12 protein-coding genes and 1 pseudogene are annotated in these 13050 nt (G+C 72.0%); 8 read left to right on the forward strand and 5 right to left on the reverse strand.

What is annotated here, in order from left to right; all coding sequences use genetic code 11:
- The first annotated feature begins 35 nt into the window (after nucleotides 1-35).
- Nucleotides 36-599, forward strand: coding sequence for an RNA 2',3'-cyclic phosphodiesterase (thpR, locus tag AB0M62_RS00890; protein ID WP_366071907.1), 564 nt, complete (start codon nucleotides 36-38; stop codon nucleotides 597-599).
- 13 nt (nucleotides 600-612) lie between these two features.
- A complete protein-coding gene (locus tag AB0M62_RS00895) occupies nucleotides 613-753 on the forward strand; it encodes a hypothetical protein (RefSeq protein ID WP_366071908.1) in 141 nt (46 codons plus the stop codon).
- A gap of 33 nt (nucleotides 754-786) precedes the next feature.
- Here the strand turns inward: AB0M62_RS00895 and AB0M62_RS00900 are convergent.
- The 3 genes and pseudogenes from AB0M62_RS00900 to AB0M62_RS00910 form a co-directional block, all read right to left on the reverse strand.
- Nucleotides 787-1336, reverse strand: a pseudogene (locus tag AB0M62_RS00900) (aldo/keto reductase); the annotation flags it as partial.
- A complete protein-coding gene (locus AB0M62_RS00905; RefSeq protein ID WP_366071909.1) occupies nucleotides 1269-1571 on the reverse strand; it encodes a DUF6879 family protein in 303 nt (100 codons plus the stop codon). The pseudogene AB0M62_RS00900 and the gene AB0M62_RS00905, both read right to left, overlap by 68 nt.
- Complete coding sequence (locus AB0M62_RS00910; protein ID WP_366071910.1) at nucleotides 1555-1761, reverse strand: hypothetical protein; 207 nt, start codon at nucleotides 1759-1761, stop codon at nucleotides 1555-1557. The genes AB0M62_RS00905 and AB0M62_RS00910 overlap by 17 nt, the downstream gene beginning before the upstream one ends.
- Before the next feature lie 168 nt (nucleotides 1762-1929).
- On the opposite strand from AB0M62_RS00910, the gene AB0M62_RS00915 reads away from it, so the two are divergent.
- A complete protein-coding gene (locus tag AB0M62_RS00915; RefSeq protein WP_366071911.1) occupies nucleotides 1930-2919 on the forward strand; it encodes an aldo/keto reductase in 990 nt (329 codons plus the stop codon).
- 180 nt (nucleotides 2920-3099) lie between these two features.
- On the opposite strand, the gene AB0M62_RS00920 is transcribed toward AB0M62_RS00915, so the two are convergent.
- A complete protein-coding gene (locus AB0M62_RS00920) occupies nucleotides 3100-3789 on the reverse strand; it encodes a GDSL-type esterase/lipase family protein (RefSeq protein ID WP_366072230.1) in 690 nt (229 codons plus the stop codon).
- Between the two features lie 76 nt (nucleotides 3790-3865).
- On the opposite strand from AB0M62_RS00920, the gene AB0M62_RS00925 reads away from it, so the two are divergent.
- Nucleotides 3866-4861, forward strand: a complete 996-nt coding sequence (locus AB0M62_RS00925) for a WD40 repeat domain-containing protein (RefSeq protein WP_366071912.1) — start codon at nucleotides 3866-3868, stop codon at nucleotides 4859-4861.
- A 179-nt stretch (nucleotides 4862-5040) separates the two neighbouring features.
- Here AB0M62_RS00925 and serC read toward each other — a convergent pair whose 3' ends face one another.
- Nucleotides 5041-6159, reverse strand: a complete 1119-nt coding sequence (gene serC / locus AB0M62_RS00930; protein ID WP_366071913.1) for a phosphoserine transaminase — start codon at nucleotides 6157-6159, stop codon at nucleotides 5041-5043.
- A gap of 128 nt (nucleotides 6160-6287) precedes the next feature.
- Between serC and AB0M62_RS00935 the strand changes: the two genes are divergently transcribed.
- The 4 genes from AB0M62_RS00935 to AB0M62_RS00950 all read left to right on the forward strand — a co-directional run bounded on the left by AB0M62_RS00935 (nucleotide 6288) and on the right by AB0M62_RS00950 (nucleotide 12886).
- The gene (locus AB0M62_RS00935) at nucleotides 6288-9131 is read left to right on the forward strand and encodes an FAD-binding and (Fe-S)-binding domain-containing protein (protein ID WP_366071914.1); all 2844 of its coding nucleotides are present in this window, start codon (nucleotides 6288-6290) and stop codon (nucleotides 9129-9131) included.
- Between the two features lie 86 nt (nucleotides 9132-9217).
- On the forward strand, nucleotides 9218-10165 hold the full coding sequence (locus tag AB0M62_RS00940; protein WP_366071915.1) for an EamA family transporter: 948 nt from the start codon (nucleotides 9218-9220) through the stop codon (nucleotides 10163-10165).
- A gap of 76 nt (nucleotides 10166-10241) precedes the next feature.
- Nucleotides 10242-11033: a TIGR03084 family metal-binding protein gene (locus AB0M62_RS00945; RefSeq protein ID WP_366071916.1), complete on the forward strand. Its 792-nt coding sequence runs from the start codon at nucleotides 10242-10244 to the stop codon at nucleotides 11031-11033.
- Nucleotides 11034-11089: 56 nt separating this feature from the next.
- Entirely contained in the window at nucleotides 11090-12886 is a 1797-nt protein-coding gene (locus AB0M62_RS00950; RefSeq protein WP_366072231.1) for an acyclic terpene utilization AtuA family protein, read from the forward strand.
- Nucleotides 12887-13050: the final 164 nt, after the last annotated feature.

Genomic DNA, 13050 nt, shown 5'->3' on the forward strand with positions numbered 1-13050 from the left:
GTCCCTCCTGGCGCGGTCTCCCGCATACTCGCGCCATGAGACTCTTCGCTGCTGTGCTGCCGCCGGACCGGGCGGTGGACGAAATCGCCGCCGCCGTCGACCGGTTGCACGCCCTGCCGGGCGCGGACGGGTTGCGCTGGACCGGGTGCGACGGCTGGCACTTCACGCTCGCCTTCATGGGCGAGGTCGAAGACCGGCTGCTGCCCGAACTGCGCGAACGGCTCGGGCGGGCGGCTCATCGCACCGACCCCTTCCCCCTGCGCATCCACGGCGGCGGCCGGTTCGGAGGCCGCGCCCTGTGGGCCGGGGCGGCGGGCGGGATCGACGCCATGCGGCTCCTCGCGGAACGGGCGGACGCGGCTGCCCGCCGGTCCGGCGTACCGATGGAAGGGCACCGGCGCTACACGCCGCACCTCACCCTCGCGCGCAGCCGGACGGACGCCGACCTGCGGCCGTTCGCCGAAGCGCTGCGTCCCTTGGAGGGGACGCCGTGGGAGGTCGCCGAACTCTGTCTCGTACGCAGCAACCTGCCGAAGAGCGGAGTGCCGGGCGAGCAGCCGCGGTACGAGGTGCTGGAGGCATGGCCGCTGGGCGGTTGAGCTCAACTGCCCAGTGACGGCCGTCACTCCGGTCCTGACCGCCGTCACGGGCGGTTACTCTCAAGGGATGGACCCCAAGACCAGGAACCGGATCATGGCCGGTGTGCTCGTGCTGATGTTCGCCGTCATCGCAGTGGCGGCCGCGGTCGGGTAGGGATGTCCTCCCCGCCGCGGCCACGCCCGGCGGTCACCAGGCGAACGCCTCCGGGGACGGTCCGGAGCCCGGGAAGATCTCGTCCAGGGACGACAGCACCTCGTCCGACAGCTCCAGCTCGGCCGCGTCGAAGCGCCGACGCCAGCTGGTCCGTCGTGCGCGGGCCGGTGATCGGGCCCGTCACGCCCGGGCGCGTGAGCAGCCACGCCAGGGCCACCTCGCCCGGCTGCAGGCCGTGCTTGTCGAGCAGGTCCTCGTACGACTGGATCTGCGCGCGTACGGTCGTGTTCGCCAGCGCGTCCGCCGAGCGGCCGGACGTCGAGCGGGCCGCGCCGCCCTCGCTCTCCTTGCGGATCACTCCGCCCAGCAGTCCGCCGTGCAGCGGCGACCACGGGATGACCCCGAGGCCGTACTCCTGTGCGGCGGGGATGACCTCCATCTCCGCGCGGCGCTCCGCGAGGTTGTAGAGGCACTGCTCGCTGACGAGCCCGAGCGAGCCGCGCCGGGCGGCCGTTTCATTGGCCTGGGCGATCTTGTAGCCGGGGAAGTTCGACGAACCGGCGTAGAGGATCTTGCCCTGCCGAGAGTGGCCGGGTCAGGATGTGCACGCGCCCGATGCCGCCACCGGACGAGACGTGCTTGCGGATCAGCGCCGTCCAGGAGTCCTCATAAGGGCCGGGGAAGCGGGCGCCGTTCTTGAACGCTGTGAATTCCTCCGCTTCCTGCGGTACGAGGTACTGGGGAAGGGCCTCGAGCCGCCATGCCTCGGCATTGAAGTCCCGGAACTTGGCCTGCCACTCGTCACCGTCCACGAGCACGTACAGCCTCCCTCAGGACGTTCTCGGGAATCTCCACGAGCCCCTCGCCGGAGGGCGGTGTGAAGGCGTCGGCCAGGTCGCCCTGCACGACGAAGGAGCCGGACGCGGTGCGGTACACGTTCGGGCTGTCGCCCTGTCCGCACTCGCCGTTTCCGTTGCCGGTGAGTCGGGTCAGTTCCTCACGAGCCATGTGAACCCCCCGGTTCGTGGCCCTCATCAGGGCCAGACAGGAAGACCGTACGGAGCCGTGGGTTCGGACGTCTATGCAGAGACGCGACTATGCGCGTTGTCGCATAAATCGGTGGGTACGCGGGGTGCTCTTGCCTGGAGTGGACTCGAAGCAGTTGGCTTGGGGCTCATGAAGTACACGCAGCTCGGACGCACGGGACTCAAGGTCAGCCGACTCGTTCTCGGCACGATGAACTTCGGTCCTCAGACAGACGAACCCACCAGCCACAGCATCCTGGATGCCGCGCTCGACGCTGGTCTGAACTTCGTAGACACGGCCAATGTCTATGGGTGGGGTGAGAACAAGGGCCGTACCGAGGAGATCATCGGTACCTGGTTCGCCCAAGGCGGCGGTCGGCGGGACAAAACGGTTCTGGCCACGAAGGTGTACGGGAACATGGCCGGCGACGGAGACCCGTGGCCCAACCACGACCGTCTGTCGGCGCTGAACGTCCGGCGGGCCGTCGAGGCGAGCCTGAAGCGACTCCAGACCGACTACATCGACGTCTACCAGTTCCACCACATCGACCGCCGGACCCCCTTCGAGGAGATCTGGCAGGCGGTCGACGTACTGATCCAGCAGGGGAAGGTGCTGTACGCGGGGTCATCGAACTTCCCCGGGTACAAGATCGCCCAGGCGAACGAGACCGCCGCGCGACGGGGCAGCGTCGGCCTGGTCAGCGAGCAGTGCCTGTACAACCTCGCCGAGCGGCGTGCGGAGATGGAGGTCATCCCGGCCGCCCAGGAGTACGGACTCGGGGTGATCCCCTGGTCCCCGCTGCACGGCGGCCTGCTGGGCGGTGTGATCAAGAAGGAGGTCGAGGGTGGGCGCCGCGCCTCCGGCCGGTCCGCGGACGCGCTGGCCAACACCTCCGTACGGGCGCAGGTACAGGCGTACGAGGACCTGCTCGACAAGCACGGACTGGAACCCGGCGAGACCGCGCTGGCCTGGCTTCTGACCCGTCCCGGTGTCACCGGCCCGATCGTCGGGCCGCGCACGGCCGAACAGCTGGAGAGCGCCCTGCGCGCCCTGGAGCTGGAGCTGAGTGACGAGCTGCTGACGGCCCTGGACGGGATCTTCCCCGGTCCGGGACCGTCCCCGGAAGCCTTCGCCTGGTGAGCAGGTAGCTGTACGTACGGTGGCCGTCGTCCCTTCGTAAGCTGCGTGTACTTCATGAGGGTCAAGCCAACGCCTTGGAGCCCGCTCCAGGCAAGAGCGCCCCGCGGGGGCCCGGGTCCGGACAAGGCGTAGGCCCGGACAGGGCTTGGGCACCGGACAGGCCTTGGCACCGGACAGGGCTTAGGAGACGGCGCGCTTGTACGGCCCGCCCAGGCCCCACGCCTGGTGCAGCGCGTCGGCGAAGGCGCCCGCGAGGCGGTGCTCGCCAGATGCGTTCGGGTGGGTGCCGTCGTAGGTGTCGCGGTGGATGTCGTACGCCTCCGGGCGCGAGGCCAGGAGCAACGGCGAGGAGGGGCTGTCGAGGTCCGCGACCGCCTTCGCGAGCAGCACGTTGAAGCGGTCGCACTCGGCGGCGAAGGGCGCGTCGGACGCGGCCCGTATGTTCGGTATCACGGGCAGGAGTACGGCGCGGATGTGCGGGTTCGCTTCGCGGGCCGCGGTGATGAAACGGCGGGTGTTGGCAGCCGTTTCCGTGCTGTCCGTGTAGAAGCCGAGGTCGATCAGGCCGAGGGAGACGAGAAGGATGTCCGCCTTGTGTGCCCCCACTGTCCCGCCGACGACCGGGGCCATGTGCTGCCAGCCCTCACCCCAGCCGGCCAGGTGCCTGCGGGCTTCCACGGGGAAGCCGGGATCGGCGTACTCGTGTGACACGGGGGCGTCGGCGAAGGTGTCGTACATCGCGGTGCGCGGTCCGACGATCTCGAACGGGCCGCCGAAGGACGCGCACAGGTGCTGCCACATCCGGTAGCGCCAGGAGTAGTCGCCGGCGCGTCCGATGGTCATGGAGTCGCCGACGAACATGAAACGCATCAGGTCATCATCGCCGATCGGCCGTACGGCCCGCGCTGTGACGCTGAACACGCGGACGGGGTGGCAGGCTTGGGGCATGCGTTCGCTTCTTGGTGTGTCAGGTGCTGGTGCCGCGCTGGCCGTCGTGGTCATGACGGCCGGTCCGGCCGTGGCCGACGACTCCTTCACGATCGAGGATCCGCGGATCACGGAGTCCAGCGGCCTGGCCGCCAGCCGTGCCCATCCCGGCGTCTACTGGACGCACAACGACAGCGAGGACGGTCCGTACGTGTACGCCGTCGACTCCAAGACCGGGCAGACGGTCGCGAGGATCACCATGACGGGCGTGGGCACGCCGCGCGACGTCGAGGGAATCTCGGTGGGCCCGGACGGCCATGTGTATGTCGGCGACATAGGGGACAACCTCGATGGGTCCTGGGACCATGTGTGGATCTACCGCTTCCCCGAGCCGCAGAAGTTGGGCGACGCCACGGTGCGGGCGACCCAGTTCACCGTCCGGTACGCCGACGGGGCACGTAACGCCGAGGCCCTGATGGTCCATCCGAAGACCGGCCGGGTCTACATCGCCAGCAAGAACGAGGAGACCGGCGGGCTGTACGAGGGGCCCGCCGAGCTCACCGCCTCCGGGTCCAACACCTTCCGGCGGGTCGCGGATGTGCCGTGGGTGACCGACGGGGCCTTCTCCCCGGACGGAAAGCGTCTCGTGCTGCGGAGTTACTTCAGTGCCCGGGTGTACGCGTGGCAGGGCGACGGCTCGCTCGACGGAGGCGAGCGGGTGGACGCGCCGCTGCAGGGTCAGTCGGAGTCGGTCTCGTACACGGCGGACGGCGCGGCCCTGATGTTCGGCTCAGAGGGGGCGAACAGCCGGGTGGTGCGGGTCGCGGTGCCGGGGGCTGGGGCGAACGGTGACAATCCGCCCTCGAGGGACGGCGGTTCGTCGTCGGCGGGCGGAAGCGGAGGCGGCGGCGCCGCGGGTGACGGGAGCAGCGGAAGCTTCACGGTCGGCGCGATCGTCCTCGGGGTCGCGACGGCGCTCGTATTCGGGCTGAAGCGGCTGTTCCGAAGAGGCTGACGCCCCGGCCGCCGTCAGTGCGCGGATGTACGTGCTCGCTGCGCGGGGCTCGGCTGTACGCGGCACAGCCCCGGCCGAGCGGCCGCATCCCGCCGCATCCGGCGAACGGACAGGCGGCCGAACGGCGCGGGCCCCCGGCGGTGATCGCCGGAGGCCCGTTCTCGTTTACGTACGCCTGGTTACAGCTTCTCGATCACGTGGTCGATGCACGCCGTGAGCGCCTCGACGTCCGCCGGCTCTACCGCCGGGAACATCGCGACGCGCAACTGGTTGCGGCCCAGCTTGCGGTACGGGTCCGTGTCCACGATTCCGTTCGCGCGCAGCACCTTCGCCACCGCCGAAGCGTCGATCTCGTCCGCGAAGTCGATCGTGCCGATGACCTGCGAGCGCTTGGCCGGGTCCGTCACGAACGGGGTCGCGTACTTCGACTCCTCCGCCCAGCCGTACAGCGTGCGCGAGGAGGTCGCCGTGCGGCGAACCGCCCAGTCCAGGCCGCCCTGGCTGTTGATCCACTCCAGCTGCTCGTTGAGCAGGAAGAGGGTGGCCAGCGCCGGGGTGTTGTACGTCTGGTTCTTCAGGGAGTTGTCGATCGCCGTCGGCAGCGAGAAGAACTCCGGGATGTGCCGGCCGGACGCATGGATCCGGGCCGCGCGCTCCAGAGCCGCCGGCGAGAAGGCCGCGAGCCAGAGGCCGCCGTCCGCAGCGAACGACTTCTGAGGGGCGAAGTAGTAGACGTCCGACTCGGTGATGTCGACCGGCAGGCCGCCTGCGCCCGAGGTCGCGTCCACCAGGACGAGTGAGCCGGCGTCGGCGCCCTGTACCCGCTCGACCGGGGCCGCGACGCCCGTCGAGGTCTCGTTGTGGGTGTAGGCGTAGACGTCCACACCGGCCTCGGCCTGCGGGTCCGGGTGCGTGCCCGGGTCGGACGAGATCACGGTCGGCTCGGAGAGCCAGGGCGCGAGCTTCGCGGCCTTGGCGAACTTGGAGGAGAACTCACCGAAGGTGAGGTGCTGCGACTTCTGCTCGATGAGCCCGTGGGTCGCGATGTCCCAGAAGGCGGTGGAGCCGCCGTTGCCCAGGATCACTTCGTAACCCTCGGGGAGGGAGAAGAGGTCGCGTACGCCCTCGCGCACCTTGCCGACCAGGTTCTTGACCGGGGCCTGGCGGTGAGAGGTACCGAGAAGGGAGGAGCCGGTGGCGGCCAGGGCGTCCAGCGCCTCCGTACGCACCTTGGAGGGGCCCGCGCCGAAACGGCCGTCGGCGGGCTTGATGTCAGCGGGAATCTGGATCTCAGCCACGTTCGCAGCCTAGTCCGTCCCTGCCCGGCCTTCAGTCGCGCGTCCACCCGGTGAGACGCAGATGTCTGGGACGCGGGAGCTCCACCGGCGCCTGGCAGTCCCGGCCCGGAAGTGGGCAGGCTGGGCCCATGGTGACTACGGCGGACGTGCGGGGACTGGCGGCAGGCCTGCGGGCGGTGGTGCGGGGCGAGGTGGACTTCGGGACCGGCGCGCGGGCCCTCGTGACCATGGACGCCTCCAACTACCGGCGCGTACCGCTCGGAGTGGTCGCGCCGCAGGACGCGGAGGACGTGGCGCAGGCGCTGCGGGTGTGCCGGGAGGCCGGGGTGCCGGTGGTGCCGCGCGGCGGCGGGACCAGCATCGCCGGGCAGGCCACGGGGACGGGTGTCGTCCTCGATTTCACCCGCCATATGCGGTCCGTCGTGTCGGTGGATCCGGCGGCGCGCACGGCGGTGGTCCAACCGGGAGTGGTGCTGGACGTGCTGCAGGACGCGGTACGCCCGTACGGGCTGACCTTCGGGCCCGATCCGTCCACCCACGGCCGCTGCACGCTCGGCGGGATGATCGCCAACAACTCGTGCGGCTCGCACTCCGTGGCCTGGGGGACGACCGCCGACAATGTCCGCGAGCTTTCCGTCGTCACGTACGGCGGCGGCTCACTGCGGCTCGGGCAGGGGTGGGCCGGGGCGCCCGGGGGACTCAGGGAGCTGGTGGACGCCAATCTGGCGCTGCTGCGGACCGGCTTTCCGTCCGGGCTGCCGCGCCGGATCTCCGGCTACGCGCTGGACGCGCTGCTGCCGGAACGGGGGGTTGAACTGGCCCGCGCGTTCTGCGGCAGTGAAGGCACTCTGGGTGTGGTGAACGAGGCGGTCGTACGCCTGGTGGAAGCGCCGCGCGCGCGGGCACTCGCCGTGCTCGGGTACGCCGACGAGAGCGCGGCGGCGGACGCGGCCGCCGGGCTGCTTCCCTACGGACCGCTGACCGTGGAGGGCATGGCCCAGGACCTGGTGCCGGACCCGGGCGGGCTGCCGCGCGGGGGCGCCTGGCTGTTCGTGGAGACGGGCGGCGGGACCGAGGCCGAGGCCCGGGCGCGCGCCGGGGAAGTGGTGCGCGCGGCCGACGCGCTGGAGGGAACGGTGGTCACCGACACGGCGGCCCAGCGGTTGCTGTGGCGCGTACGGGAGGACGCGGCCGGCACCGCGACCCGGATGACCGACGGCAGCGAGGCCTGGCCGGGGTGGGAGGACTGCGCCGTACCGCCGGCCCGCCTCGGCGCCTACCTGCGGGAGTTCCGGGGCCTGCTCGCGGCCCATGGTCTTCGCGGCACGCCTTACGGGCACTTCGGCGACGGCTGTATCCATGTGCGGATCGACTTCGATCTCCTGAGCGAGGCGGGCGTGGGCCGCTTCCGCCGGTTCTCGGAGGAGGTGGCGGAGCTGGTCGGGGCGCACGGGGGGTCGTTGTCGGGCGAGCACGGCGACGGACAGGCGCGTGCCGAACTGCTGCCCAAGATGTACGGCGACGACGTCGTCCGTCTCTTCGAGCAGTTCAAGGACGTGTGGGACCCGGCGGGCGGCATGAATCCGGGGATGCTCGCGCGGCCCGCGCGGCTGGACGAGAACCTGCGCTTCGAGGTGCTGCCGAAGCGGCCGGTGGACGTCGAGTTCGGCTATCCGGACGACGGTGGCGACTTCAGGGCGGCGGTGCGGCGCTGCGTGGGCGTCGCCAAGTGCCGGACGACTTCGCCGGCCGACGCCGGGGTGATGTGCCCGTCCTTCCGGGCGACGGGAGAGGAGCGGCATTCCACCCGCGGGCGCGCCCGGCTGCTCCACGAGATGCTCGCGGGCGAGGTGGTGACGGACGGCTGGCGCTCGGCGGAGGTGCGGGACGCGCTGGATCTGTGCCTGTCCTGCAAGGGGTGCCGCAGTGACTGCCCGGTGGGCGTGGACATGGCCACGTACAAGGCGGAGTTCCTGCATCACCACTACGCAGGCCGGCTGCGGCCCGCCGCGCACTACTCGATGGGCCGGCTGCCGCAGTGGCTGAGGGCGGCCTCCGCGCTGCGGCTGGCGGGCCTGCTGAACGCGGCGGGGCGGGTGGGCCCGCTGGCCGCACTCGCGAAGCGGGTGGGCGGGCTCGCGCCGGAGCGGCGGATTCCCGAGCTGGCGCGGGTGCCGTTCACCCGTGGGTGGTGGCGCCGCGCGGCTGGGAGGGGACGGCCTGCGGGGGAGGCGCGTTCGGTGGTGCTGTGGCCGGACACGTTCACCAACTACCTGAGCCCTGGCGTGGGCCACGCGGCGGTGGCGGTGCTGGAAGACGCGGGGCTGCACGCCGAGCTGCCGACGGGGCGGGTCTGCTGCGGGCTGACGTACGTCTCGACCGGGCAGCTGGACCGGGCCCGTAGGGTCATGCGCCGCACTCTCGATGCACTGGAGCCGGTCCTGGCGTCGGGCGACCCCGTTGTCGTACTGGAGCCGAGCTGTGCGGCCGCTCTGCGCACCGATCTGCCCGAGCTGCTCGCCGGTGACCCCCGGGCGGGGCGGCTGGCGGACCGGGTGCGGACCTTCGCTCAGGTACTGGAGGAGTACGCGCCCGAATGGCGGCCGCCGGTCATCGGCCGGGCGGTGGCCGGCCAGACCCACTGCCACCAGCACGCCGTGCTGGGCGACGCGGCCGAGCGGAGGCTGCGCGCGAAGGCCGGGCTCACGGGCGAGCTGAGCGGCGGCTGCTGTGGGCTCGCCGGGAACTTCGGCTTCGAGCGGGGCGGCGGCCACTACGAGGTGTCGGTGGCCTGCGCCGAGGAACAACTGCTGCCGGCCGTACGGGGTGCGGACGAGGAGGTGGAGGTCCTGGCGGACGGTTTCTCCTGCCGCACGCAACTGGACCAGCTGGCGAACCGCCGGGCCAGACACCTGGCGGAAGTCCTGGCGGAGGGCCTGGCGGAGGGCCTGCCCGCGGAGCGCCAGGCGTGAGACGGAGCCGGGGGTGCGACGGGCAGCGACGGGAGTTGGACATTTCGTAAGGGAGAGCGGCCGCCTGGAGCCCTTACTGTGGAGGGATGAGCAAGCCCACCTCTCCCGCCTCCCCCATCGCTCCCACCAGCCCCGTTCGCCCGGCGTCCGGCGGCCCTGCCGCCTCGCGTGCGACGCGGCTCGGTCCGGTGGCGCTGGTGGTCGCGGCCGGGGTGTCCGTACAGTTCGGCGCGGCCATCGCGGTGCTGCTCATGCCCCGTGCCGGGGCGGCCGGGGTGGTGGCTCTGCGGCTCGCCGCCGCCGCGCTGGTGCTGCTCGTCGTGTGCCGGCCGAGACTGCGGGGGCACTCCCGGTCCGACTGGGGCACCGTGTGTGCTTTCGGTGTCGCGATGGCCGGTATGAACGGCCTCTTCTACCAGGCCGTCGACCGGATTCCGCTGGGCGCGGCCGTCACCCTCGAGGTGCTCGGGCCGCTCGTCCTGTCGGTGATCGTGTCGAGGCGGCTGGTGAACCTCCTCTGGGCGGGCCTGGCGCTCGTTGGTGTGGCCCTGCTCGGCGGGGGCGGCTTCGGCGGCCTGGACCCGGTAGGTGTGGCATTCGCCCTGGGGGCCGGAGCCATGTGGGCGGCCTACATAGTGTTCAGCGCCAGGACCGGCCGGCGCTTCCCGCAGGCCGACGGGCTCGCGCTGGCGATGGCCGTCGCGGCAGTGCTCAGCCTGCCGCTGGGCATCGCGGAGGCGGGCGGCAAGCTGCTGGTGCCTGGCACGCTCGCGCTCGGAGTCGCGGTCGCGGTGCTGTCGTCCGTGCTTCCGTACACGCTGGAACTGCTCGCGCTGCGCCGGCTGCCGGCCTCCACCTTCGCCGTCATGATGAGCCTGGAACCGGCCATCGCGGCGACCGCCGGATTCCTGGTGCTGCACCAAGCGCTCGCCCTGACCGACGCGTTGGCCATCGCGCTGGTCATCGCGGCCAGCATCGGCGCAGTCCGGTCGCAGACGAGGAAGCTCGCGCCGGAAACCCTCCTCAACGAATAATGCAAGCACGCTTGCTTGTTTCTCCTCGCGCTGCCACGCTTCGGTCCACGCCGTGGTACCCCGAGGGGAGCGCACCGTGTCCGATCCGTCCGCCGTGCTCGACGATCTGCGCAGCGAAGGGGATGAACTCGACTTTCTCGTAAGGGGGTTGAGTCCCGGCGACTGGGCCCGGGACACGCCGGCCACGGGCTGGACCGTCGCCCATCAGATCGCCCACCTCGCCTGGACGGACACGGCCTCGCTGCTCGCCGTCACCGATGCCGACGGGTTCGCGGGCATGGTCGAGAAGGCGGTCGCTGCCCCCGACCAGTTCGTCGACGAGGGCGCTGCCGAGGGGGCCGCACTGCCGCCCGCCGAACTGCTGAGCCGCTGGCGGGCCGGCCGCGAGGAGCTGCAGCGCGCGCTGCGCGCCGCCCCGCCGGGTGCCCGGTTCCCCTGGTACGGGCCGCCTATGAGCACCGCCTCCATGGCGACCGGGCGGCTCATGGAGACCTGGGCTCACGGTCAGGATGTTGCGGACGCGCTGGGTGTGCGCCGCACACCCACCGGCCGACTCCGGCATGTTGCGCGGATCGGCGTGCGGGCGCGCGACTACACGTATTTCGTACGAGGTGAGGTGCCACCCGCCGAGGAGTTCCGGGTGGAGCTCACCGGACCGGGCGGAGAGCTCTGGACGTACGGGCCCCAGGACGCCGCGCAGCGGGTGGCGGGGAGCGCGCTGGACTTCTGCCTGCTGGTGACCCAGCGGGCGCACCGCGACGACGTGGCCGTGGAGGCGAAGGGCCTGGACGCGGACCACTGGCTGGACATCGCCCAGGCCTTCGCCGGCCCTGCCGGCCCGGGCCGCGCGCCCAAGGGCGACGAGTGACCGCCGGGGGCAGCGAGGCACGGCAGGCGGACACAGCCGGCCGCGCGAGCCCGGACGTGCTGCGGATCGGGAACGCCTCCGGCTTCTACGGTGACCGGTTCGAGGCCGTGCGGGAGATGCTCACCGGCGGCCCCCTGGACGTCCTCACCGGGGACTACCTCGCCGAGCTGACCATGCTCATCCTCGGCCGGGACCGGCTGAAGGACCCTCGCCTCGGCTACGCCAAGACGTTCCTGAGCCAGCTCGAGGAAGGGCTCGGACTCGCGCACGACCGCGGGGTGAAGATCGTCACCAACGCGGGTGGCCTGAACCCGGCAGGGCTTGCCGACGCCGTACGGGAACTGGCCGACCGGGTCGGCGTACAGGTGGCCGTCGCCCATGTGGAGGGCGACGGCCTGCCCGTACCGGATGGGGTTCTGACGGCCAACGCGTATCTCGGCGGAGCCGGGATCGCCGCGTGCCTGCGGGTTGGCGCCGATGTGGTCGTGACCGGGCGGGTGACGGACGCGGCCCTGGTCACCGGGCCCGCCGCCGCCCACTTCGGCTGGGGCGCGGAGACCGCCGAGGATCTCGACCGGCTGGCCGGTGCCGTCGTCGCCGGTCATGTGCTGGAGTGCGGAACCCAGGCGACCGGCGGCAACTACGCCTTCTTCGCGGGGCACGACATCCGCCGCCCCGGCTTCCCGGTCGCCGAGATCCACGCCGACGGGTCCTCGGTCATCACCAAGCATGACGGGACGGGCGGCGTTGTCGACGTCGGGACGGTCACCGCGCAGCTGCTTTACGAGACCGGAGGGGCCAGGTACGCCGGGCCGGATGTCACGGCGCGCCTCGACTCCGTAAGGCTGGACCCGGCCGGGCCCGACCGGGTGAGGATCAGCGGGGTGCGGGGCGAGGCGCCGCCGGCCACCCTCAAGACCGGGCTGACCCGGATCGGCGGCTGGCGCAACGAGGTCGTGTTCGTCCTGACCGGGCTGGACATTGAGGCCAAGGCGGAACTGGTCCGCGGTCAGCTGGAGGACGCACTCGGGCGCGGGAAGAGGCCCCCGGCGGAGGTCCGCTGGGAGCTCGCCCGCACGGACCGGCCCGACGCCGAGACGGAGGAGACGTCGAGCGCGCTGCTGCGGCTGGTGGTGCGCGACAGCGACCCCGACGCGGTCGGGCGCGCGCTGAGCGGGGCCGCCGTCGAACTGGCGCTGGGCAGCTATCCCGGCTTCCACGTAACGGCGCCGCCCGGGAAGGGCGCCCCGTACGGGGTGTTCGAGGCGGCGTACGTGGCCGCGTCGGAGGTCCCGCACACCGCCGTGCTCCCGGACGGACAGCGGGTGGAGGTGCCGGCTGCCACCCATACGCGCGTACTGGAGCCCGTCCCGCCGCCGCCGTTGCCCGAGCCGCTGCCGCCGGAACCGGTGCGGCGGGTGCCGCTCGGGCGGGTCGCCGGGGCGCGCAGTGGCGACAAGGGCGGCAGTGCGAACGTCGGCGTGTGGGCGCGCACCGACAGCGCGTGGCGCTGGCTCGCCCACACGCTGACCACCGAACGGTTCCGGCAACTGCTTCCGGAGACGCGGGAGCTGGCCGTCACGCGAGAGGTGCTTCCGAATCTGCGGGCGCTCAACTTCGTCGTGGACGGTCTGCTCGGCGAGGGGGTCGCGGCGCAGCACCGGTTCGACCCGCAGGCGAAGGGCCTGGGGGAGTGGCTGCGGGCCCGCCACATCGACGTACCGGAAAGCCTGCTGGACGGCCGGCCGGAGGACGGCCACACGGCGGACGGTCCCACGGCGGATGGTCCCACGGCGGTTCGCCGCACGGCGGACGGCCACACGACGGACCGTGGCCGGGTGGACCGGTCGTGACCGGCCGCGTGGCCCGACCGCGGCGCGCGGCGCGCGGCAATCGACAGCACAGGAAGGGACGCACGGTGCGACATCGACACGGACGACAGGCCGGCGTACGACTCCCGGACACCCGCACGTACACCCGCACGGACACCTGCACGGACACCTGCACCGGCAGGCGC

This window comes from Streptomyces sp. NPDC051219, from assembly GCF_040682335.1.
Taxonomy (GTDB): Bacteria; Actinomycetota; Actinomycetes; order Streptomycetales; family Streptomycetaceae; genus Streptomyces.